We start from the raw sequence: 20532 nt of genomic DNA, 5'->3' as shown, positions 1-20532 counted from the left end.
TCAAAGAATTAACAGTTTCTGCTCCAGGCGCCGGGCAGCGGCATTGTTCGGATCGATTTCAAGCGCGCGGCGAACCTGCTCGACCGCTTCTTCGCGCATCGAAGCATCGCTGCCCAGAAATGCCGCGTAATAGTAATGTGCGTTACTCGAATTGGGGGCGAGCTCAACCGCACGCTTCAATGCGGTGCCGGCTTCTTCAATTTTGCCGGATAGCGCAAGTGCCACACCCAGTTGGGAGGAAGCCAGCCAATACTCCGGGCAAATCTCGTAGGCCCTGGACGCGGCCTTGACAGCACGTGCGCCCGTTGTGGCAAACTTTGAGGGGTCACGGTAATGCAACTGACAGATCGCCATACTGAGGCCGGCCCAGGCATCCGCATTTTCAGGGTTTGCAATGAGCGCATCCTCGTAAGTTTCGATCACCTGATCAAGCAGTTCAAACTTGCCCGACACGCCAATGCCCCGCTCCACCAAGTTTTCCAGGCGCTGTCTGGCCTGTAGTTCCTGTCCCTGCGACTCAAGAAGCAGCGATGCATGCGACCAAAAGACCGCAGCGACCGTGGTCCCAATGAGAAAGTAAAGCATGCCGAACGATCGAAATTTCGGCAGCGGGAGGGTCCGGCGATAGCTGGACTTGACCAGGACCGCACCCATCAAGGTGGCATAGAGCAAGAGGGCAGGGATATAAATCAGGAAGTGAAGTGCTCCGCTCAAAATAATAGCGATACCGGCACTAATCGCCAGAGAAAGAAAGAACTTCTGCGAAGACATGACGTCACGGCTTCGGGATTTCAACTTGAATGGCTCTTTCGACCACTGCCGTAAAGATCTCAAAAAGACAACGCCCAGGGGGATGAACAAAAGCCCCGCACCGATGAATCCATACGCGCTGAGAACCAGCAGGAAATCGTTGTGTGGCGTCACCGGCAATTCTGCAAGGGAGAGATCTGGGCTGCTCTCCAACATCAAAGAAAAGCTCCCGGCCCCACTGCCAAAGATCGGATTTTGAGCCAGTTGACTCAGTGTCTCCCGCCAAAGCACGAGGCGAATCCCCTCGCCTTCAGGTGTCAGCGCCTGGACCAGGCCTCGCTCAAAGAGCGGGTTGAACGAATACATCAGGAGAAAGACTGCCAGTGCGGCAGCAACCCCGATAAAAGAATACAGGTAACGGCGCCCCAATCCCTCGAAACAAAACCAGGGTACGACAGCCATCATCACCACCACCGCAGCCGCCGCCCAATAGGTTTGGGTCAGAGTGATCCCGACAACCAGGATAAGGGCCACATAGAAACTGAGAACCCGCAAGACTTTCGGCAGCCGGGGAACGAATGCGGCAATGGTGAAGCAGGGAAGTAGAATCAGTAAGAACGTGGCAAAACTGCCCGGATCCGCAAAGATACCGGTCGCCTGACCGCGATACCGGGCACTGATTTCAAGCGGGTAGCCGATGGCAATCGCCGCCATTTTCGTCGAGTCCTGAAAAAACTGATAGTAGCCGACGAAGATCCCCTTTGCGACCGGGACCATCGCGATGATCAAGAGCGCCCAGAGGTGCGCCCGGGTCCGGACGTTGTTGACCGCAACCCAGCCGAAGAGAAAGGCGGTCAAAAAATAAACCAGTTCGTAGCTGCCACGCCATGGCGTCGGCGTCCAAAACATGACCGAGGCGAAGCCCCAGATCAGGAAGGGGACAAACAGGAAGGGCACCGGATTGAGCTTACGCGACTCCGGCCGGCACACGGCCAGGCTTAGTCCGTGCAACGCCATCAGGAGAACATAGAGCGGCAGCTGCTGAAGCTGAGTTTCCGGCCGAACGCCGCCCAGCTGTGTCGCCGTAAGCACGATGATAGCACCCAGACAAAAGGTGATCAACCAATCGAGAAAATTGGCCCAGGTGAGCTCACCGAAGTAATCAATACTTCCGGCTTTTTTGATTAGGGATGGCATAAGAAATCAGCAAACTTCTGAGATAGATTTATCTGACATCTGGGTAAACGCATATTTTGTGCCCGCAGGCAATCCAAACTCCTGTCTTGCACTTCGGTGCCTATAAAAGAGAAATGAAGTAACACGCATTTTGTAATGACGAAAAAACTACTCGTATTCGGCGGTTCCGGTCACGCGAAAGATGTCATCGCTGCGGCGCGGGTGATGGGCTATGAGCGCTTCGGGATCGTCACGACCGACGGCACCTCCCATATTGAAGGACTGTCTGCCGTAGCGGAGGCGGATTTCAAACCCGACCAATACGCCGATTGGGACTGCATTGCCGCCATAGGTAACAACGACCACCGAAAGCGCTTCTACGAGCAGTATGCTGCTAAGATAAATTTCGTCAGTATTATCTCAAAGGAAGCCTCCATCTCTGAATCCGCGACCATCGGACCGGGCACCTACATCGGAGCGTTTGCCTACATCGGCCCGGATGCCGTCGTGGGGGATGCCTGCATCGTGAACACACACAGCATCGTCGGCCACGATGCCAAAATTTCAGATTTTACCCACGTCGGCCCCCGGGTCTGCCTGTCCGGACATGTCGAACTCGGCAAGAATGTCTTCATCGGTGCCGGCGCCAGCTTCAACAACGGAAGCTATGATGCGCCGCTGTGCGTGCCGGACGGCGTGCATATCGGCATGGGATGCCAGATCACCGAGTCGATCCGCCACCAGAATGTACGACTTATCCCGAAGCCAAATTATATCCTTATGCAAAGGTGAAGCGATGATGGCTGAAGTGCCGCTCAATTAAGCTTCGACTGGGCATTTTCCCTGGTCAGCCCAAGTCCTTCCAGGGCGGACAGGATATCATCAAGCTCGCCGCTTGCTTCCACCTCTTCGAACGGCTTGTTCGAAGAGATCCGGACAAAAAGCTGGTCCTGGCCGAGGTCGAAGCCCATCTGATACATGTTGTAGATGAAGTAAAACTGACGCTTGAAACTATCGATGCCGGAACTGGTCCAAATCATGTTTTTGATATGCTTGTTCGGCTCGCCTCCGAGCAGATGCCAGAAAAGCACATACACTTCGTTGTTATCCTTCTCGTAGACGCCCCACTCGTGCTCTTTGAGGGGATAGCCGGACATCTTGACACTTCGATTGCTTTCGCGCTCCAGCACGTCCCAACCGGCAATCACCCAGCAACTGTCCGGATTGTGAATGGCTACCGAACTGTAAGGCTCACTGCCCGGAAACCAGTAGGCCACGTAGACCATAATTTCAGTATCCCCTTTGGTGTACTGACGGCAAAAAACATCGTCCAGGTCGAGCACATCCAGAACCCGCTCCTCCCCCTCCGGCGTTTGGGAGAGTGGCACGTTGGTGGAATGCCAGCCTGCAATATGCTCCGGAAGCAGTTCCTCGAGTGAGCGGTCAATCGTCGGCTCAACTTCGGGCACAAAAAAAGCGAAGACCAGGCCGGTCGACATGACGAGGATCAGGCCGAGGGCCATGCATACTAGAACGAAACGCTTCACAGGGGGGGGGGGTGGAATCTACGGAAATAAGAGGTGAATAATAGATTGAGCTAAGCCAGCTAATGTTTTGAGTCAAGTTTGCGCCCTACCTTGAAACAAAGCCTATCGGTGTAACAAAGTCGTTGCACAAGACGAAAAGCTTGCCTTTCATGATCGCCAAATACGGAGCTAATCCAACACATTTACATTCTAATTAATCAGAACTACCAACGACCCAACAAAGGAAACACCTTGGATATAAAACTGATCAAACAAGTCGTCGATTTAATGAAACGCTCGGAACTCTCGGAGTTCGAATTTGAAGAAGAGGGCTTCAAGCTGAGGCTGAGCCGTGACAACGGCGACGCGCCGCAGATCATACAAGCGCCCGCTCCTGTTGCCCAACCGGCGGCAGCACAGCAACCTGCTGCCGCGGCAGCACCTGCCGAAGAAGCCGCAAAACCTGCTGAAGAGGCCGGCATTTCCGTGATCAAGTCACCGATGGTCGGTACTTTCTACCGCGCCCCGTCACCGGACAGCCCGACCTTTACGGATGTCGGCAAAAAGGTTGGCTCCGAAAGCGTCGTCTGTATCATCGAAGCGATGAAGGTCATGAATGAGATTCAGGCCGAACTTAGCGGAACCATTACTGAAGTGCTCGTTGAGAATGGCGAGGCAGTCGAATACGGCCAGCCACTCTTCAAAGTGAAAACTGCTTAACGCTCTGGATGATAAAAAAAGTCCTTATCGCAAACCGGGGCGAGATTGCGCTGCGCATCGTCCGGGCCTGTAACGAACTGGGAATCAAGACGCTTTGTGTCTACTCCGAGGCGGATGAGCAGTCGCTCCACGTGCAGCTCGCTGACGAGGCGATCTGCATCGGCCCGCCCCCGAGCCATCTGAGCTACCTGAAAGCGGACCGCATCATCGCCGCAGCCGAAATTGCAAATGTGGATGCGATCCACCCGGGATACGGTTTCCTGGCGGAAAATGCCGACTTCGCCGAGCAATGTGAAAACTGCAAAATCAAATTTATCGGCCCCAGCTCGGACGCCATCGTTAACTTCGGCGACAAAGCACGGGCCCGCGAAATGGCGGTCAAAGCCAAGGTTCCTGTCATTCCCGGCAGCGAAGGAATCGTGGATAATGAGAAGGACGCCCTCGCCGTCGCGAAGAAGATCGGTTTCCCCGTCATCATCAAGGCAGTGGCCGGCGGTGGCGGTAAGGGCATGCGCGTGGCGCACAACGCCGTTGCCTTCACCAAGGAATACAGCAGCGCCCGCAACGAAGCAGAGAAGGCTTTCGGTAACGGTGCCGTTTACATCGAGAAATTCCTCGAAGCACCGCGCCATATCGAAATCCAGATTCTGGGCGACCAGCACGGAAACGTCATCCACCTCGGCGAGCGCGACTGCTCGGTGCAGCGACGCCACCAGAAGGTAATCGAGGAAGCTCCCTCCCCTTTCATCAGTGCGGAGACCCGCAAAAAGATGGGGCGCGATGCCGTCAAGCTGGCGAAGTCGGTCAATTACGAAGGCGCCGGGACCATCGAGTTTCTCATGGATGAGAAGCAAAACTACTACTTCATCGAGATGAATACCCGGATCCAGGTGGAACACGGGGTGACGGAAGAAATCACCGGTGTTGATCTGGTCAAGGAACAGCTGCTGATCGCCAGCGGACAGAAACTCAGCTACGAGCAGAAGGACATCAAGATCACCCGCCATGCGATCGAGTGCCGCGTTTGCGCAGAGGATCCGAGCCGTAATTTTGCGCCCTGCCCGGGCGAGATCACGCTTTACTACTCCCCCGGCGGACACGGCGTGCGGATCGACTCGCACGTTTACAGCGGTTACACCATTCCACCGCACTACGACAGTATGATTGCCAAGGTCATGACCTTCGGGAAGACCCGCGAACTGGCCCTGGACCGGATGGATCGTGCCCTCGGGGAATATCTCATCCGGGGCATCAAAACCAATATTCCTTTCAGCCGCGCCATCATCCGCGACCCTTACTTCCGCGAGGGTAAAGCGACCACCAAATTCATTGAAGAATTTATTAATCGCGTCCCAAAGGATATTTACACCTGAGCATACACACCCTAAGTTAATCACTATGAACAAGGAATCCGATAATCCAAACGAGTCTTCCATCCCAACGGTTTCTGAAGATTCCAATACACTCGGCGACATTCGCATTAACCACAGCGTCGTCGCGAGTATTGTCCGGCTGGCTGCCCTGGAAGTAGCCGGCGTCGCTGCAGTCGGTGGCGGATTCGTCGATGGTATCGCTGAGATCTTCTCCAAAAAGGGAGATGAAAGAGGTGTGCGGGTCGAAGAAGACGAGGCAGGCGACTATCAAATTGAGATCCGCGTCATCCTCCGTTTCGGAGTTGAGCTGGCGGCCGTTGCTACCCAGATCCAACAGCGTATTTCCGAGCAGGTTGAAAAAATGACCAGCAAAAATGTTTCCCGCGTCAATGTAGTCATTGATGGAGTGCGCACGCACGAGGAAGAGAAGCAGCAGGAAGAGTGGGAAGACGAGCACACGGATTAATTCCGAAACGGGCGATTTATGGATTGGGCGACACTAAGCGAAACTCTTGAGCATTTGACTCAGCCGACATATCTTTACAGCGCTGCGGCGGTGCTGGTGCTTGCCTTTTTTCTCATACTCCTCGTACGGCGCCAGCCCAAGAATGTGACGGCTTATGTCACCACGAATGGCCAGGTCATGGTCAGCCGTTCGGCAATCGTCGAACTGGTGCAAACTTCCTGCGAGCAAATCAAGGAAGTGTCCAAGCCGCAGGTCCGCATGAATGCGAAGGGGAACAAAACCCACTTCGAAGTACGCCTGAAACTGGCCAGTGGCGCCCAGCTGCGCTCCATCGAAGAAACATTGCAATCCCACCTGCGTAAGGCTTTGACGGAAAATCTCGGCATCGAAAACCTCGGCCGGATCAACATCGTGGCGACTGGTTTTAAAAGCGGGCGGCTTGAGCCCAGCAGCTCGATTGCCAAGAAGCAGCCCGACCCGGAACCGGCGGAAGAGCCGGAGGAAGAAATCTTCGACGATCCGGAAGAACCGAAAAGCGGCACTTCGTCGTCTTACTAAGGCACCTCCCTGAAAGCTTGCTCGCCGCTGCACCCCCAGGATTTGGATCAACACGTAAGTCCAGCTTGATCTCATGGCGGAGCCCGACAATCTTGGCCGCGAATCAACATGGACAAGCTATCTGAAATCATGGCCGCCAAGCGGCAGGCTCTCGCTGGCAGCATTCGGCCGGTTCGGAACCAGGAACTGGAACGCCTCGGGCAAATGCAGCGCCAGGGCGGCAGCTTTCTCAAGGCACTTGCCCGAAAGGACAGGCTCTCTGTCATCGCAGAGATCAAACGCAAGTCACCCTCTGCCGGCGAAATCGCCTCGGCCACCCTGGATGCCGTGGAACAGGCGCGGGAGTATGTGAATGCGGAAGCCGACTGCCTCTCGATCCTGACCGATACGGATTATTTCGGCGGCAAGTTGCAGGACCTTTGGGATGTGGTGGAGTTTTTGGAGTGCCACCAGCGCAAAACGCCCTGTCTCCGCAAGGATTTCATGGTTCACCCCGTTCAGGTGGCCGAAGCGGCCGAGGCCGGAGCCCGCTGCATCCTCATCATCGTTCGCGCATTGGAAAACGACGAAATCAAAGCCCTCCGCGATGCTGCAGACATCGCCGGTTTGGACATTCTCTACGAAATTCACGAAGAGCGCGAATTGGAAAAAGCCCTGCGGTTCGACCCGAAGATTATCGGAGTCAACAACCGGGACCTGAAACGATTCAAAACCGATCTGGTCGTGTCCGAAGCGCTCATCCCGCAAATCCCCAACGGGATCATCAAGGTCAGCGAAAGCGGTATCTTCGACCCTGAGGATGCCACCCGTGCCCGTGAATGTGGGGCCGATGCAATCCTGGTGGGGGAAGCACTCATGAAAGCGGAGGATCCGGAAGCACTCATGGAAGCCTTTCACCAAGCCTGATCGTCCCACCTTTCTACCTCCCCACCTTCACATGCCGCTAAGCCCAAGCCAAACGAAAGAGCTTCTGAGTAAGCTGGGCCATCAGCCTAATAAGAAGCTGGGGCAGAACTTCCTGATCGACGGCAATATTGTCCGCAAGTCGGTCGAACTTGCCGGCCTGCAAAAGGGAGATGCAGTCGTCGAAGTCGGACCGGGCCTGGGAACCCTTTCGCAGGCCATACTGGCATCGGGCAGTAAACTTTGGGCCGTTGAGCGCGATCCGGCACTATCCGCATACTTACGTGAGTCGCTGCTTCCCGGGTCGCCCCAGTTTCACCTGACGGAAGGCGATTGTCTTGATTTTCCGCTGGCAGGCCTCCCGTCGGCTCAATCCGATGACTTTAAGATCGTGGCCAACCTCCCCTACGCAGTTTCCACGCCCTGGATGGAAGCCGTTCTGTCCGGTCCATTACCGGAATGCATGGTACTGATGCTACAAAAGGAAGCGGCCGACCGCTACGCTGCCCAGCACGGCAGTAAGAATTTCGGTGCCATCTCCATATTCCTGCAATCGGCTTACACGATCCGGGGCAAGCATCCGGTCTCAGCGGCCTGCTTCTGCCCCGCACCGAAGGTCGATTCCGCCCTGCTCTGGTTGGAGCGAAAACCCAATGCAGTCCGTTTCTCCGAGGCCGCCAGGCAGTGTGTGCGACGCATTTTCACCCAACGCCGCAAACAACTCGGCGCTCTGTGTCGAAAAGAGGCTGAGCCGGAGGCCAAATTCTGGTTTGCGCAACTCCTCGAGCAGGGCGTCTCAGACAATGTGCGGCCCGAAGAGGTACCACTTGAGCATTGGCAAGCACTGGCAAAAGCGCTCAGCTAGTTTCGATGAACCCGATTCGCTGGAAACTTCATTGGCAAATCCTGCTTGCTCTCGTACTGGGGGCTATTTTCGGGCTCTTTATACTCCCCGGAGCCAGTGAGGGTTTCCAATCCGCCACTCTGGGGTTCTGCGCGTTCGTCGGCAGCCTGTTCATGAACGCGCTCAAGATGATCATCGTCCCGCTGATTGTCACCTCGATCATCGGGGGTGTCATGCACCTCGGGGGAGAGAAGGGCCTGGGGCGCATTGGCGGCAAGACTTTGCTTTATTATACCACGAGCGGCGCACTGGCCGTCACCGTCGGCTTGCTGGTGGTCAATATCATGGCCCCGGGCAACGTGGATGCAGAGACCGCACAGGCGATGCTGGGCGAAGCGGAGATCACTTCGGCCGATCAAGGTTTGATCGAGAAAGTGGAAGGCCGGGACGCCAGCGATGTGGTGGAAGTCTTCCTTCGCATGTTTCCGTCAAACATCGTCGATGCTGCCAGTAACAACGGGCAATTGCTCGGAGTCATTACTTTCTCGATTCTATTCGGCCTCTTCATCGGCAAGCTGAATCCCGACTTGCGTGAAGCCCAGCAAAAATTCTGGGATAGCGCCCAGCAGGTCATGCTCATGCTGACCGAGTTTATCATTCGCTTTGCCCCCATCGGTGTCTTCGGACTGGTCACGCCAAAATTGCTTGAAGCCCCCTTTGACAAACTGCTCGGAGCGATCCTGGCATTCTTTCTCACCGTCCTCATCGCACTGGCACTCCACTTTATTATCAGCCTCGGCCTCATCCTTAAATTCTTTGGTAAGGTGCGGCCGATAGAACACTACAAGGCGATGAGCCCCGTGCTGTTGACCGCCTTTTCCACATCCAGCTCTTCGGCGACCCTGCCCCTGACCATGGAAACCGTTGAAGAAGAGGCAAAGGTCTCAAGCAAAACCTGTTCTTTTACTCTGCCGCTGGGCGCAACGGTCAACATGGACGGCACTGCGCTCTATGAATGTATTGTCGTGTTGTTTATCTCGCAGCTCTACGCCTCCGCCGGAGGCGTGGCACTAGACCTCGGCCAGCAGCTGCTCGTCGTCTTTCTTGCCCTGACCACGAGTATCGGGGTTGCCGGCATACCGGCAGCCAGTCTGGTCGCGATTGCGGTTATTCTACCCGCTGTCGGCCTACCGGTGGAAGCCATTGGCGTTATCTGGGCGACCGACCGCCTCCTCGACATGTGCCGAACCGCAGTCAACGTTTTCTCCGATACCGTAGGTGCCGTCGTCATCGCCCGCTCCGAAGGCGAGACGCCCTACGGGAATGTCGAACATTCAACCCCCAAGATTGAACATTGAACGTTGAATTGGTATTCGGTGCGTTTCATGAGTACCATAAAACTACGTACGAATAACTCATTATGACCACAGAAGAACGCCTTAACGAACTCGGTATCGAACTACCCGCTGCACCGGCACCCGCCGGCAACTATGTGCCCGCTTACCAAACCGGAAACCTGCTCTATCTGTCCGGCGCGATTTGCCTGGTGAACGGAGAAATGACCCACACGGGAAAAGTCGGCGCCGAACGTGATCTCGCATACGGGCAAGCCGCCGCCCGGGTCTGCGCATTGAATCTGCTCGCTGTAGCCAAAGCATATCTGGGTGATCTCGATAAAATCAAACAGGTCGTGCACCTTGGTGGTTTTGTGAACGGCGCCCCCAGCTTTTCCGACAGCCCGGCCGTCATCAACGGCGCATCGGACACCATGGTTGAAATTTTAGGTGACCGCGGGCGCCATACCCGGGCCGCCGTCGCCGTAACCGGTCTACCGAAAGACACGACCGTCGAAATTACCGCCGTCATCGAAGTCAACTAAAAGAGCCGGGCACTGAAAATAGGCCCGACCCACAGGGCGTATGGTCGCCGAACGCTTTCGCGTTTGGCCCGATGTAGCCGAATGCCTTCGCATTTGGCCCGATGCTTGCACTGAACCACACACGAACCAAAGCCAAAGGGCTTCGGCTACTTCGACTAATCGACCGTAGCCAAACGCCTTCGCAGTTCGCCCGTGTCGTGTAGCCGAACGCCTTTGCGTTTGGAACATGCGCCATTCGGCCTCGGTACGCGAGCCGGCCAAAGCCAAAGGGCTTCGGCTACAAAATTCGATCGGCCTGGCCTTAAGGGCAACTGCCTTTAACCGGCAAAAGGTTCCGTCTCAGGGCCCATGTAGCCTTCCTGCTGGTCTTCGACGACAACGTTGGAACGTATTCCGCCGCGTCCCCGCCAAATCGTCTCCAACCGGGCCCAACGCGGCTTGGTTGCGGCATAAAGATCTTCGAAAATCTTGTTCGTCGCCGCTTCAAAAAAGATTCCCTTGTTCCGGTAGCTATGGAGGTAGAGCTTCATGGATTTCAGTTCGATGCAGATCTGATCAGGCGCGTAGCTGAAAACCACCGTGGCATAATCCGGATGGCCGGTCATCGGACAGGTCGAGGTGAATTCTTCCTGAATGTGCTGAATCGTGTAATTGCGCTCCGGATTCGGGTTGGGAAAGGTCTCAATGTCCATGATTTGCAAATTGAGCGTAGTTTCCGAAAAATTCAACTCCTTTGCCACCCCGCTAATTCGACCCGGCGCAATCGCTACCCGCAATGTCACACTGTCAGAACTGAATTCGAACTGCGATAGAAATCAGCCTTTACCCGCACCCAGGAAAACACGAACCTTCACCAGTGAACAACGAGAGCGCAAAGACCGGTTGCCTGACACTGATTTCGACTCCGATCGGGAATCTTTCGGACTTATCGGAACGATCCATCGAATATTTGCGGACTGCCGACTGTATTGCCTGCGAGGACACCCGGGTAACGGGCAAGCTACTGTCGAAACTCAAAATTGAAAAGTCGGGCCCCCTTGTCTCCTATCGGGAAGAGAATGAAAAACACATGGCCACCGAGCTGGCCGACCGTGTGGCTGGCGGTGAACGAATTGCCCTGGTCGCCGATGCCGGCATGCCCGCCATAAGTGACCCCGGCTTTCGCCTCGTCCGTGAATGTCAAAAGCGGGGACTGCCCATCACCTGCGCACCGGGTGCGACGGCAGCCACAACCGCGCTGGCACTGTCCGGACTGCCGACTGATGGTTTTCTTTTCACCGGATTCCTCCCACCAAAAGCCGCGGCACGGAAAAGGTTTTTTGAAAAGTACCAGGATTTCGAATACACGATTATAATCTACGAGTCCTGCCACCGCATCAGTAAATTCCTCAACGATGTTATCGAAGTTCTGGGAGAGGGTCGTTGCATCAGCGTCGCCCGCGAACTGACCAAACTTCATGAGAGCATTCACTCCGGTCCGGCCGATGTCGTTCGCGACAAGATCCTCAAAGCGAGCCAAAAGGGAGAGTTCGTCGTTTGTATTGCCAAGAAGGGCTACGAGCTTTGAGCCTTTCCTAATAGACCATTGATAAAGGTCTGTCCCGGTAGGCTCGCTTGTAGCGATGGCACGATACATGTCACGCCGTCTTGTCCGGCGTAACCCGGTGAAGACGGAAGCCTCCTTAAGCGTAAGCGGAGTGCCGTCGATTATCGCTAGGATAGATCGATCGACCTTGCTCTCGCAACGTCGCTACGAGGACAAACCTTCTTGAAACTGGTATCATCTCTCTTCTGCAAAATACCTGTTTGCAAAAGGTTTCCTCCTGTAGCCCAAGCCCTTAGGGCTTCGGTCAGATGTGGTATTAAACCAAGGCTGAATGCGTATTCGGAAGGCACAAACGGGGCCACTGCGATCACTTAAACCCAAAGAGTTTCTTCAGGATGGTCACCGTGCCCGGTGCGATCGTCGGTACCCGGCCACTAATGCGAATCACCCGTCGGCAGCTCTGAGCCTCCAGAACTTGCGGATTGTAGGTCAGCACCCGTACTTCGCCGGCACGGCCGCCCAATTTCTCCTCGGCAAAGCGGGGCGTCCATTCTTTCGGCACACCGAACTCGGTAAACGCGATATCCCAAGCCACCACACGGCGCCCCGCATAGGGACGGGTCACCAGCGCGGGATAGTCCTGCACGAAATTCGGCACCTTCGCGCTGTGCACACGCACTCGTGCGGCTACGGGTAAACGCCTCAGATACTCGCGAAAAGTACTCACCTCCCCCTGGCGCATGGATCGGTAAAAATCCAGCGGGTCGACACTGACCAGATTCATACCGTTCCAATTGCCATGCCGATTTTTGCTGCCGAATCTTTGCCGATCAAACCAGGTCTGAAATTGGTCGCTTAAACGAAACCCCAGCTCGAGATGCAAGTGCGACCGCGAACGGGGAATGGAATAACCCGCTGCGGAACGCCCCATAATGCCCAGCTCCGTGCCGGCTTCGACGCGGGAACCAACCTTGAGGGAAGAATTGATCGATGCCATGTGGGCATAGAGCGAATGGAAGGAGGGCGATTCCCCGTTATGCACGACCACGATGTAGCGGCCGTAGCTACTGTAGCCCGCAGTTCGGCTGATGTGGACGACCTTGCCCGGCAGGATGGAATAAACCGGGTCAAGCGCCTCGCCGCGACTGCTTCGCTTCACCGGAAAAAGGTCGAGCCCTTCGTGGAATTTGGCGCCACCGTTCCGCACACAACCAAAGAGCCCGGACTCGACACGACCGGAGGACGTGGGCTGGACAAATGCCTCGATCGGCTTACCAGCCTGGAAGGCTTGATTGGGCGTTGGCCATATCAGGCTGGCGGATGCGGAGAGTGAAATCGAGGGTAACAGTCCCAGCGATAGAAATAACAACAACAGTCGAAATGACATAGCTTACAACTGTCTCCCTACCCTTAGAGCTCTTGTAGCTCTTTGATCGTCTTTTTCATATCCAGCACCAGTTGACCGATTTCCTCATCATCGACCTCAACAAAGGTGTAGAAGTTTCCATTTTGGATGGCTGAATCGACACGTCGGGCTCCAATCGCGTTGTTGTTCACGGTGAGGACGATGCGGCCACCCATGTTCGAGACCGTCCCACGATATAGCGCACGCGCGCCCGTTTCAGTTGTCTGAATCAACAAAGCCAGCCCCATGTCCACTTTAACCAGTTCGACATTGGCGATATCAAACTCGCTTACTAGTGGCTCCTTCTGCAGCGCGATACGTGTGCCGCTGACCGGCAACTCCACGACGTTTCCGCCAAGAGCCCCATACTGCACGCTCCGAGTCTCTATCATCAAACGCGGAATCATCATGTCCTCCGCCTCGAGCTTGTCTTTCCTGCAGCCCGTAAAAACGAGTACGATGAGCGGAATCAATAGAAGGTATTTTCGCATAGTCAGGCTTATAGAATGATATCTCCCAGGGTATCCTCAATCTTGAACATCAGGTCTCTGGAAATCTCGGTGATGGGCACCTTTAACTCCTGCTTCGTCTTAACGTGCAGATAAGTTTGCGTGCCCGAAGTCTGGCGCGGACCGATGGCCCGAAGGATACGCTTACGCTCCAGCATCAGAGCAAGCAGGTGCTTCAAAGCGTCCGAACGCTCGCGCTCATCCCCCGCTTCATTTTCGAAAAGCGAGAAGAAGAAATCCTCGGCGGAAGCCACGGTGTCACTGGTGCTGGTGGCCCCTTCTTCCGGGTCTTTCATCACCCAGGACCAGCGGCCCAGCACCTGCCCGGGCGCCTGGAGTTCCGAAAGTTCTTTTTCGTGAATGTCGGCCCGGCCGAGATCACCGGCCTCGTCGTCCACGTAAACAAGTGATACTGCCCGATCACCGGGCTCGAAGCTTTCCCCGCTGAGCGTGGATTTCCGTGAAAGTGTCTTAATCTGCCAATCCATGGTCCTTGTCAAAACGAAGAGCCTGATCCTGCGCGCGCTTCTTGCAACCAAAACCAAGGCCTCTCCCTGAATCTATTTTCATTTCCTTCTTGAAAGCGAATAAATCTTGCAGAGTGCTTACTCGAAACCAGCGTCATGCCACTCTTAACCCACACGACCCAGAAATAATATGCCACGAACAATCGCCATCGGAGATGTCCACGGCTGCGCCGACGAGTTTGAGGAACTGCTGAACGCGCTCGAACTTGATCCGGACGATCGGGTCGTCCAACTCGGAGACTTGGTCAACCGCGGCCCAAGCAGCCACGGCGTCCTGGAACTGGTTCGCGAGTACAAAATTGAGTCCATTATCGGCAACCATGAGCTACGGCTCCTCCGCGCCAAGCATGAAGGCCGCAAAGATCTCCTTAAGGATTACGACAAAACGACCATCAAGGAGCTGAGCGAAGAAGACTGGGACTACCTCGATACCATGCCAAAATTTGAATACGGCCCGACCAGGGATGTGGTCATGGTACACGGCGGATTCGTGCCCGGACAACCGTGGCAATCACAGGATGTGGATACCATTACCAGCATTCAGGTGGTCGACAAAAAAGGAAATCCGGCCAAGCGCTCGGATGCTCCGAACGCCAACCCCTGGGCGGATACCTGGGTCGGTGAACCCTTCGTCATTTACGGCCACACGCCCCGCCCCAATGTATTGGAACGACCCGGCTCAATCGGTATCGATACCGGCTGCGTCTATGGCGGTCACCTCACGGCCTATGTCGTCGAGGATAAGAGCCTCGTCCAGGTACGGGCCCGCAAAGCCTACGCACACAGCAAGCGACTTCCTGATCCGGTATAGCAGTTTAAAGTGAAGCTGAGAGTAGAACGACAAATCTCACTTACGCCCAATATTGGAATAAACCAGCTACCATGCCGCACCTGGCTCAAACCTTCACTTTCACCTTCACCCTCACTTTCCCATGAGCGACCCTATCCAACATCTCGGCCTCCTCTGCATCGATCTGCAGGATACTTTTCTGAAAGCGATTCCCGAACAGGAAGCGTTGATTCACCGCTGCCGCTTCGCGATCGAGGCCGCCAAGCTTCTCGGCGTGTCGGTTGCCGCTACCGAGCAGCGGCCTGAAAAACTCGGAGCGACAAGTGCCGCACTGACCGGGAGCTTTCCGGAAGACACGCCTGTGTTTGATAAGGCTGCTTTTTCCGCGCTCGAGGCCGAGGGCCTGGACCGCTGGATCGAGAGCAATCAAATCGATCACCTTCTGCTCATGGGCATCGAAGTCCCCATTTGTATCTACCAGACGGCGGTACAGGCGATGGGCGAAGATCTGGGCGTGACTCTGCTCAGCGACTGTGTCAGCCAGCGACGCCCCGAAGACCGGGAGGCCGTCTTTCAGCAGCTCCTGGCGATGGAAGCACACATTTTACCCTCCGAAACCATCTTTTACAGCCTCCTCGGAAGTGCCGATCACCCGCTCTTTCGCGATTATACAAAACTGGTAAAAGCTGCCACCGCTTAGGCTTGCTGGCTATTGACAAGAGATAGGCACTTCGGAAACTCTAAACCATGCGTCACCTTCTTCTTGTCCTCATCGGCTTCGCACTCGCGGGCTGTGCATCAACACCCGACGAACCGATTCGCTCGGTCGAGATCAAGGAGATCAAACCGCGCTATATTCCGGAGGAGAATTTCAAGCGGATCAGTGAATACTGGAGCGGGGCTGAAAACAAAGGGAACCGCATTATTCTGCGTAGCGACCCGGAAGTGCGCGACGGCTATTACTTCACCCTCGTACTGGACGAAAAGGTCCGCGATCTGCCGCGTGGTAGTGTCATTACCGGCGAGTTCTACACCCCGGCCTCTGCCGATCTGCAAACCCACGATTTTCCGCTGCCCAATAAAATGCCCAAGACGAAGGAAGTCTTTGTCGGGCTGACCGGCGAGGACTGGCCGGAACCGGAGGGCGTGCCCGGGGCATGGCGCTTCACGATCAAGGATGCCAACGGCGAAGTGCTCGCCAGAAAGCAGAGTTACCTCTGGAGCATGTAGACTTGGCTTTTTCCGACTGGCAGCTTTGGGCTGATGCACCGCATTTCAGCCGTACCGCTTTCGCCGAAACGCTTGATGGCGGGCAAGCTTTCCGTTGGAACAGGATAAAGAACTGCTTCGAAGGCCGATGGGCTAAAAACACCGTTCGCCTGCGGCAGGATAATAGCGGCATTCTATGGTGTGCCCCAACCGGCGACAATCCGGAGGCCGTGGGATCGGCCCTCGCGCAATACTTCGCGCTGGATACGGATTTTGCCGGACAAACCGATGCGCTCCCCTGGCGGAGCGACCCGGTACTGAAGACTGCGATCGAGGCGTTCCCCGGCCTGCGCATCCTCCGGCAGCCACTGGGCGAGACCCTATTCGGCTTTCTCTGCAGCTCGACCAAACAAATCCCTCAGATCAAAGCTATTTGCGAAGCCGTGGCAATCGACATGGGGGATCCCCTACCCGACGGTAGCCACGCCCTACCCTCCTGGGCGCAAATTGCCGCCGCCGGCGAGACCCGCCTTCGTGAGGCCAAACTTGGCTACCGGGCCCGCTACATTAACCAGACCGCGGTCTTCCTCTCGCAAAATCCCGGTTGGCTTGATGAAACCGAGGCTTTGCCCACCTCGGAAGCACGCCAGCGACTGATCTCGCTCCCCGGCGTCGGCCGTAAGATCGCCGACTGCGTGCTCCTCTTCGGCATGGGCCGCCTCGAAGCCTTCCCCATCGATACCTGGGTGCAGAAGATCCTTGTTCGCGCCTACGGGCTGGAAGGTTGGAAAAGCGATCCGTTGCTCGACTTTGCCCGCGTCCACTTCGGCCCGTCCGCGGGACTGGCCCAGCAATACCTCTTCGCCGCTGCGAGGGCCGGGCTTATTGCCAAAAAATAAACATGCTTGGTTCAGAGCAGTGAAGCATTTCTGCCTATTTTTGATCCCCACCCTAATGATTGGCTTAGCGTTGCTCTGTGGTTATTCAGCCGCCTATTATGCATGGGCTCATACAGCTCCGCCTGACACCCATAATGATTACTATGAAAGGATGCACTTAATCTATTTCGGCGCGACACTGGCCTGCATCCTTTCAGCCGCACTTTCGATGATTTGGCTTTGGCCGAAACAGAAAACAGATTCCGGCAGCGACGCTAAAGTTTGATTTACGAGAGAACCACACCACAACGCTCGCCTACTTTACCATAGACTTCGGTAGGCTGTCTTGAGTGTTCGATCAGATCTTCGTCAAATTGTAGACGTCCCTTCTGAAAAAGCGTCGCAACACAGGAGCCACCAAAACTGAAGTAGCCCTTTTCCTGACCCTTTTCCACCGGGCCGGGCGCAAAGGTGGCATGAATCGAACCCACGCAGGTCGCACCGATTTCCATAATCACAACTTTCCCGAAGGCAGGTGATTCGACGATCGTGCGTACCCGCTTGTTATGCCAGAGGATGGCCAAATCTCGACGGAGTGCCAATGGACTGACCGAGCGCAAATGGCCATTGATCAGGACCGGCGCACCAGCCTCCCCTGAAACGGGAAAGTGGTAGCGGTGGTAGTCGACCGGGCAAAGTCGTGAAATCAGCATGCTCCCGCCGGCAAACTCCTCTACCAGCGAAGCTTCGCCAAGAAATGCGGCCAGGTCAAAACGCTGCCCTTTGATGTAAAAATCCTCCACCGCATCGACGTCCGGGACTGCGAGGTGTCGCCCGTCTGCCGGAAAAACAACAGTTTCTGGCTCCGGCGCAACCGGCCGCGCTTCCGGCTTCAAGTGGCGGTAGAAAAACTGGTTGAAGTTGGCAAAGGAATCCACCGGATCGGCAAACTCATCCTCGTTCAGGCCGTATTCCTGGATGAAAGGACGGATTTTCTCACGACTGGCAGGCCGGTTCATACGCCAGCCGTACCAACGGGAAAACCAGGCGCGTTTCACCGCCAACTGGACCGTCAGCCGTCCGAGCGGATTGCCGTAGGCCCATCGTAGAAAACCCTCACCGTAGACTGTCTCGGTTTCAATCTGACCGGTCAGGCGATTATAAAACTGAATGGGTGCTGTTTGCTGCATGGTGTCGCAAGTACTTTATGCCTCTTTTTGTCGCAGAGTTGCCCAGGACAGGCCAGCCCAGACTGCAATTAGCCCAAATCCGACGCTGGCCGCAGCGTAAACGCCGGCCAGTTGCGCGTGCCCGTTCTCAATCATCGACAGCACCTGCCAACTGAAGGCCGAAAAGGTGGTGTAACTCCCGCAAAATCCGGTCATCCAGAAATGCCATTTATAGGGATGTGGGCCGGCTGCCCCACCGCTTGCCCAGAGACCGGCGATAAATCCGATCAGCAGGGACCCGCTTATGTTGATAAAAAGGGTCGACAGTGGAAATCCGCCGGTGAAATGCAACGCCAGCAAATCCAGTCCATAGCGCAGGCTACCTCCAAGTGCACTGCCCAAGCCGATCCAAAAAAGATGCATCAGGCGGTCCACCTTTCCGAAAGCGCATACCCGGCAGCGGCGACCAGAAGACAGAGGGCGACATTGGCCAGAATGTTGACCGCTAGTGCGCCTTTCCCTCGCTTCGACAGCAGACTGAGGTTTTGCAGGCTGAAAGTTGAAAAGGTCGTCAGGCCGCCACAAAAGCCGATCCCGAGAAAGGCATGCAGCCGGGCAAAGGAAAGCGCACCCTCCTCCATTGAGATACCGGCACCCAGAATGACACCCAGCAGAAAACTTCCCAGAACATTGACGAACAGGGTACCCCATGGAAATCTCTCACCCATGAGCCGGGTGAAACCTGCCGTGCATAGATGGCGGGTGACGCCGCCAAGCGCACAACCTAATGCTGTGAGAAGAAATAGCACGCAACCTGCTTGGCCCATAAGCCTGCGCTTGTAAAGCGTACCCTATCCAACCATACGAGCAACAAAACATGTCGAACCACGAAGACAGCCAGGATTTTGATCTCCGCCTCGAGCAACTCGCCGGTGCCATCGAGCGTTCCGATGCGGGTGCCATCGTTCAACTACTTGGAGAAACTGAAGGCGACGACACCGCCCTCCTCATCGACCGACTGGAAGCCGAGGAACGCTCACATTTGCTCCAACTGCTGACGCCCGAACAAGCGGCGGAAGTTCTCGAACATGTGCACTACTTCCAGGGTGCCGACATCATCGAAACGCTTCCCCCGGAAAGGGCGGCGCCCATGGTGGCCGAACTCGATTCCGACGATCGGGCCGACCTTTTGAAGGAGCTGAGCAAGCGTGACTCCAAGGCCATTCTACAGGCGCTCGCTCCGGAGCAGGCGGAAGAGACCCGTCGCTTCATGGCTTACCCCGAGGGAACTGCCGGTGCCATCATGTATAGTGAATTTGTCTCCTTTGAGGCCACCATGACGGTAAGGGAAATTCTCGAGGATATTCAAAAACACCGGGAGGACTACATCGAATACGGGGTGCAATATGCCTACGTGCTCGGCCCCCGCGGGGCGCTGTTGGGCGTACTTCCCGTGCGCAACCTGCTGTTTGCCCGTCCCGAACAGGCCGCCAGCGAAATTATGATCCCGGATCCAATCACCATTGAAGCCGAAACTCCGGTGAACGATCTGGAAAACATCTTCGAGCAACACAATTTCCTCGGCCTCCCGGTCGTCGACACAGACCACCGCCTGATCGGCATCGTCGACCGCGAGTCCAGCACCGAAGCACTCCAGGAGGCCGCCACCGAAGATCTGTTGAAATTCCAGGGCTTGATGGGCAAGGAAGAACTCCGCTCCATGCCCCTTCGGGTGCGTAGCCGGCGCCGTCTTTCCTGGCTGAGTATCAACATCGTGCTCAACCTAATTTCGGCCAGTGTGATTGCCATGCATACGGACACGCTGGAAGCGGTTATCGCCCTCGCGGTCTTTTTGCCCATTATTTCAGACATGTCCGGATGCTCCGGCAATCAGGCTGTCGCCGTCTCCATGCGCGAGCTTTCACTTCAACTGGTCAGCCCGCGTGAATTTGGGCGTGTCTTCTTGAAAGAATCCAGTGTTGGCCTGATCAACGGAGTTTGCCTCGGCCTTTTAATCGGTGCAATCGCCTGGCTTTGGAAAGGAAATGCCATGCTCGGAGCCGTCGTGGGAGCAGCACTTGCCCTAAACACGACCGTCGCCGTCTGCGTTGGAGGCCTCGTCCCCCTTCTTTTAAAAGCGCTCAAGCAGGATCCTGCCCTCGCCTCAGGCCCGATTCTGACTACTGTCACGGACATGTGTGGCTTCCTGCTGATCCTCGGCCTGGCCTCACTGGCACTGCCTTATCTCGTCTAAACCTCAAATAAGTACCAAAAATGGGCGGAAATAACCCTTGATCTTTCTCC

General features: G+C 55.7%; 24 protein-coding genes. 15 read left to right on the top strand and 9 right to left on the bottom strand.

Translation table 11 applies throughout. From position 1 onward, the window contains the following. Nucleotides 1-1947, bottom strand: a complete 1947-nt coding sequence (locus DDZ13_RS12620; protein ID WP_110131819.1) for an O-antigen ligase family protein — start codon at nt 1945-1947, stop codon at nt 1-3. A 135-nt stretch (nt 1948-2082) separates the two neighbouring features. On the opposite strand from DDZ13_RS12620, the gene DDZ13_RS12615 reads away from it, so the two are divergent. Next, nucleotides 2083-2718: an acetyltransferase gene (locus DDZ13_RS12615; protein ID WP_110131818.1), complete on the top strand. Its 636-nt coding sequence runs from the start codon at nt 2083-2085 to the stop codon at nt 2716-2718. A gap of 23 nt (nt 2719-2741) precedes the next feature. Here DDZ13_RS12615 and DDZ13_RS12610 read toward each other — a convergent pair whose 3' ends face one another. Then, a complete protein-coding gene (locus tag DDZ13_RS12610; RefSeq protein ID WP_110131817.1) occupies nt 2742-3449 on the bottom strand; it encodes an exosortase-associated EpsI family protein in 708 nt (235 codons plus the stop codon). Between the two features lie 255 nt (nt 3450-3704). On the opposite strand from DDZ13_RS12610, the gene accB reads away from it, so the two are divergent. The 8 genes from accB to DDZ13_RS12570 all read left to right on the top strand — a co-directional run bounded on the left by accB (nt 3705) and on the right by DDZ13_RS12570 (nt 10195). After that, nucleotides 3705-4172 (top strand): acetyl-CoA carboxylase biotin carboxyl carrier protein, encoded by a 468-nt coding sequence (gene accB, locus DDZ13_RS12605; protein ID WP_110131816.1) that lies wholly within the window; start codon nt 3705-3707, stop codon nt 4170-4172. Nucleotides 4173-4180: 8 nt separating this feature from the next. Further along, entirely contained in the window at nt 4181-5545 is a 1365-nt protein-coding gene (accC, locus tag DDZ13_RS12600; protein WP_110131815.1) for an acetyl-CoA carboxylase biotin carboxylase subunit, read from the top strand. Between the two features lie 25 nt (nt 5546-5570). Next, a complete protein-coding gene (locus tag DDZ13_RS12595) occupies nt 5571-6011 on the top strand; it encodes an Asp23/Gls24 family envelope stress response protein (RefSeq protein ID WP_110131814.1) in 441 nt (146 codons plus the stop codon). An 18-nt stretch (nt 6012-6029) separates the two neighbouring features. Beyond that, the gene (gene amaP, locus DDZ13_RS12590; RefSeq protein ID WP_110131813.1) at nt 6030-6569 is read left to right on the top strand and encodes an alkaline shock response membrane anchor protein AmaP; all 540 of its coding nucleotides are present in this window, start codon (nt 6030-6032) and stop codon (nt 6567-6569) included. Between the two features lie 108 nt (nt 6570-6677). Continuing rightward, complete coding sequence (locus tag DDZ13_RS12585) at nt 6678-7475, top strand: indole-3-glycerol phosphate synthase TrpC (RefSeq protein ID WP_110131812.1); 798 nt, start codon at nt 6678-6680, stop codon at nt 7473-7475. A 31-nt stretch (nt 7476-7506) separates the two neighbouring features. After that, nucleotides 7507-8337 carry a 16S rRNA (adenine(1518)-N(6)/adenine(1519)-N(6))-dimethyltransferase RsmA gene (rsmA, locus tag DDZ13_RS12580; RefSeq protein WP_110131811.1) on the top strand — a complete coding sequence of 277 codons (831 nt, stop codon included), beginning with the start codon at nt 7507-7509 and terminating at the stop codon, nt 8335-8337. Nucleotides 8338-8342: 5 nt separating this feature from the next. Beyond that, on the top strand, nt 8343-9674 hold the full coding sequence (locus DDZ13_RS12575) for a dicarboxylate/amino acid:cation symporter (RefSeq protein ID WP_110131810.1): 1332 nt from the start codon (nt 8343-8345) through the stop codon (nt 9672-9674). Between the two features lie 62 nt (nt 9675-9736). After that, nucleotides 9737-10195 (top strand): RidA family protein, encoded by a 459-nt coding sequence (locus DDZ13_RS12570; RefSeq protein WP_110131809.1) that lies wholly within the window; start codon nt 9737-9739, stop codon nt 10193-10195. 317 nt (nt 10196-10512) lie between these two features. Here the strand turns inward: DDZ13_RS12570 and queF are convergent, their stop codons facing one another. Continuing rightward, the gene (gene queF, locus DDZ13_RS12565; RefSeq protein WP_110131904.1) at nt 10513-10887 is read right to left on the bottom strand and encodes a preQ(1) synthase; all 375 of its coding nucleotides are present in this window, start codon (nt 10885-10887) and stop codon (nt 10513-10515) included. A 164-nt stretch (nt 10888-11051) separates the two neighbouring features. Here queF and rsmI point away from each other — a divergent pair, with 164 nt between their 5' ends. Continuing rightward, complete coding sequence (gene rsmI / locus DDZ13_RS12560; protein ID WP_110131808.1) at nt 11052-11762, top strand: 16S rRNA (cytidine(1402)-2'-O)-methyltransferase; 711 nt, start codon at nt 11052-11054, stop codon at nt 11760-11762. A gap of 346 nt (nt 11763-12108) precedes the next feature. On the opposite strand, the gene DDZ13_RS12555 is transcribed toward rsmI, so the two are convergent. The 3 genes from DDZ13_RS12555 to DDZ13_RS12545 are packed head-to-tail and all read right to left on the bottom strand — an operon-like array spanning nt 12109 to nt 14143. Continuing rightward, complete coding sequence (locus tag DDZ13_RS12555; RefSeq protein WP_110131807.1) at nt 12109-13128, bottom strand: M23 family metallopeptidase; 1020 nt, start codon at nt 13126-13128, stop codon at nt 12109-12111. 23 nt (nt 13129-13151) lie between these two features. Further along, the gene (locus tag DDZ13_RS12550) at nt 13152-13637 is read right to left on the bottom strand and encodes a hypothetical protein (protein WP_110131806.1); all 486 of its coding nucleotides are present in this window, start codon (nt 13635-13637) and stop codon (nt 13152-13154) included. 8 nt (nt 13638-13645) lie between these two features. Further along, nucleotides 13646-14143, bottom strand: coding sequence for a hypothetical protein (locus DDZ13_RS12545; protein ID WP_110131805.1), 498 nt, complete (start codon nt 14141-14143; stop codon nt 13646-13648). A 169-nt stretch (nt 14144-14312) separates the two neighbouring features. Here DDZ13_RS12545 and DDZ13_RS12540 point away from each other — a divergent pair, with 169 nt between their 5' ends. The 4 genes from DDZ13_RS12540 (at nt 14313) to DDZ13_RS12525 (ending at nt 17080) form a co-directional block, all read left to right on the top strand. Continuing rightward, nucleotides 14313-14993: a metallophosphoesterase gene (locus DDZ13_RS12540; protein ID WP_110131804.1), complete on the top strand. Its 681-nt coding sequence runs from the start codon at nt 14313-14315 to the stop codon at nt 14991-14993. A 121-nt stretch (nt 14994-15114) separates the two neighbouring features. Further along, entirely contained in the window at nt 15115-15672 is a 558-nt protein-coding gene (locus DDZ13_RS12535; protein ID WP_110131803.1) for an isochorismatase family protein, read from the top strand. Nucleotides 15673-15719: 47 nt separating this feature from the next. Continuing rightward, the gene (locus DDZ13_RS12530) at nt 15720-16202 is read left to right on the top strand and encodes a YegP family protein (RefSeq protein ID WP_110131802.1); all 483 of its coding nucleotides are present in this window, start codon (nt 15720-15722) and stop codon (nt 16200-16202) included. 2 nt (nt 16203-16204) lie between these two features. Further along, nucleotides 16205-17080: a DNA-3-methyladenine glycosylase family protein gene (locus DDZ13_RS12525; protein ID WP_158279914.1), complete on the top strand. Its 876-nt coding sequence runs from the start codon at nt 16205-16207 to the stop codon at nt 17078-17080. A 266-nt stretch (nt 17081-17346) separates the two neighbouring features. Here the strand turns inward: DDZ13_RS12525 and DDZ13_RS12515 are convergent, their stop codons facing one another. Genes DDZ13_RS12515 through DDZ13_RS12505 form a run of 3 tightly spaced genes read right to left on the bottom strand, consistent with a single transcriptional unit; the run spans nt 17347 to nt 19055 of the window. After that, a complete protein-coding gene (locus tag DDZ13_RS12515; protein WP_110131799.1) occupies nt 17347-18249 on the bottom strand; it encodes a phosphatidylserine decarboxylase in 903 nt (300 codons plus the stop codon). A gap of 15 nt (nt 18250-18264) precedes the next feature. Further along, complete coding sequence (locus DDZ13_RS12510; RefSeq protein WP_110131798.1) at nt 18265-18651, bottom strand: fluoride efflux transporter FluC; 387 nt, start codon at nt 18649-18651, stop codon at nt 18265-18267. Continuing rightward, the gene (locus tag DDZ13_RS12505) at nt 18651-19055 is read right to left on the bottom strand and encodes a fluoride efflux transporter FluC (RefSeq protein WP_110131797.1); all 405 of its coding nucleotides are present in this window, start codon (nt 19053-19055) and stop codon (nt 18651-18653) included. The genes DDZ13_RS12510 and DDZ13_RS12505 overlap by 1 nt, the downstream gene beginning before the upstream one ends. 50 nt (nt 19056-19105) lie before the next feature. On the opposite strand from DDZ13_RS12505, the gene mgtE reads away from it, so the two are divergent. Continuing rightward, on the top strand, nt 19106-20482 hold the full coding sequence (mgtE, locus tag DDZ13_RS12500; RefSeq protein WP_110131796.1) for a magnesium transporter: 1377 nt from the start codon (nt 19106-19108) through the stop codon (nt 20480-20482). The last annotated feature ends 50 nt before the right edge of the window (nt 20483-20532 follow it).

The sequence above is a fragment of the Coraliomargarita sinensis genome (genome assembly GCF_003185655.1).
GTDB lineage: Bacteria > Verrucomicrobiota > Verrucomicrobiia > Opitutales > Coraliomargaritaceae > Coraliomargarita_B > Coraliomargarita_B sinensis.
Note: the sequence above shows the minus strand (reverse complement) of the source record. Positions and strands in the feature narration are given on the sequence as shown.

Coding starts and splice junctions, on each gene's coding strand:
- DDZ13_RS12620 (WP_110131819.1), bottom strand. CDS start 1,947: ATGCCATCCCTAATCAAAAAAGCCGGAAGTATTGATTACTTCGGTGAG.
- DDZ13_RS12615 (WP_110131818.1), top strand. CDS start 2,083: ATGACGAAAAAACTACTCGTATTCGGCGGTTCCGGTCACGCGAAAGAT.
- DDZ13_RS12610 (WP_110131817.1), bottom strand. CDS start 3,449: ATGGCCCTCGGCCTGATCCTCGTCATGTCGACCGGCCTGGTCTTCGCT.
- accC (WP_110131815.1), top strand. CDS start 4,181: ATGATAAAAAAAGTCCTTATCGCAAACCGGGGCGAGATTGCGCTGCGC.
- DDZ13_RS12595 (WP_110131814.1), top strand. CDS start 5,571: ATGAACAAGGAATCCGATAATCCAAACGAGTCTTCCATCCCAACGGTT.
- amaP (WP_110131813.1), top strand. CDS start 6,030: ATGGATTGGGCGACACTAAGCGAAACTCTTGAGCATTTGACTCAGCCG.
- DDZ13_RS12585 (WP_110131812.1), top strand. CDS start 6,678: ATGGACAAGCTATCTGAAATCATGGCCGCCAAGCGGCAGGCTCTCGCT.
- rsmA (WP_110131811.1), top strand. CDS start 7,507: ATGCCGCTAAGCCCAAGCCAAACGAAAGAGCTTCTGAGTAAGCTGGGC.
- DDZ13_RS12575 (WP_110131810.1), top strand. CDS start 8,343: ATGAACCCGATTCGCTGGAAACTTCATTGGCAAATCCTGCTTGCTCTC.
- DDZ13_RS12570 (WP_110131809.1), top strand. CDS start 9,737: ATGACCACAGAAGAACGCCTTAACGAACTCGGTATCGAACTACCCGCT.
- queF (WP_110131904.1), bottom strand. CDS start 10,887: ATGGACATTGAGACCTTTCCCAACCCGAATCCGGAGCGCAATTACACG.
- DDZ13_RS12555 (WP_110131807.1), bottom strand. CDS start 13,128: ATGTCATTTCGACTGTTGTTGTTATTTCTATCGCTGGGACTGTTACCC.
- DDZ13_RS12550 (WP_110131806.1), bottom strand. CDS start 13,637: ATGCGAAAATACCTTCTATTGATTCCGCTCATCGTACTCGTTTTTACG.
- DDZ13_RS12545 (WP_110131805.1), bottom strand. CDS start 14,143: ATGGATTGGCAGATTAAGACACTTTCACGGAAATCCACGCTCAGCGGG.
- DDZ13_RS12540 (WP_110131804.1), top strand. CDS start 14,313: ATGCCACGAACAATCGCCATCGGAGATGTCCACGGCTGCGCCGACGAG.
- DDZ13_RS12535 (WP_110131803.1), top strand. CDS start 15,115: ATGAGCGACCCTATCCAACATCTCGGCCTCCTCTGCATCGATCTGCAG.
- DDZ13_RS12530 (WP_110131802.1), top strand. CDS start 15,720: ATGCGTCACCTTCTTCTTGTCCTCATCGGCTTCGCACTCGCGGGCTGT.
- DDZ13_RS12515 (WP_110131799.1), bottom strand. CDS start 18,249: ATGCAGCAAACAGCACCCATTCAGTTTTATAATCGCCTGACCGGTCAG.
- DDZ13_RS12510 (WP_110131798.1), bottom strand. CDS start 18,651: ATGCATCTTTTTTGGATCGGCTTGGGCAGTGCACTTGGAGGTAGCCTG.
- DDZ13_RS12505 (WP_110131797.1), bottom strand. CDS start 19,055: ATGGGCCAAGCAGGTTGCGTGCTATTTCTTCTCACAGCATTAGGTTGT.
- mgtE (WP_110131796.1), top strand. CDS start 19,106: ATGTCGAACCACGAAGACAGCCAGGATTTTGATCTCCGCCTCGAGCAA.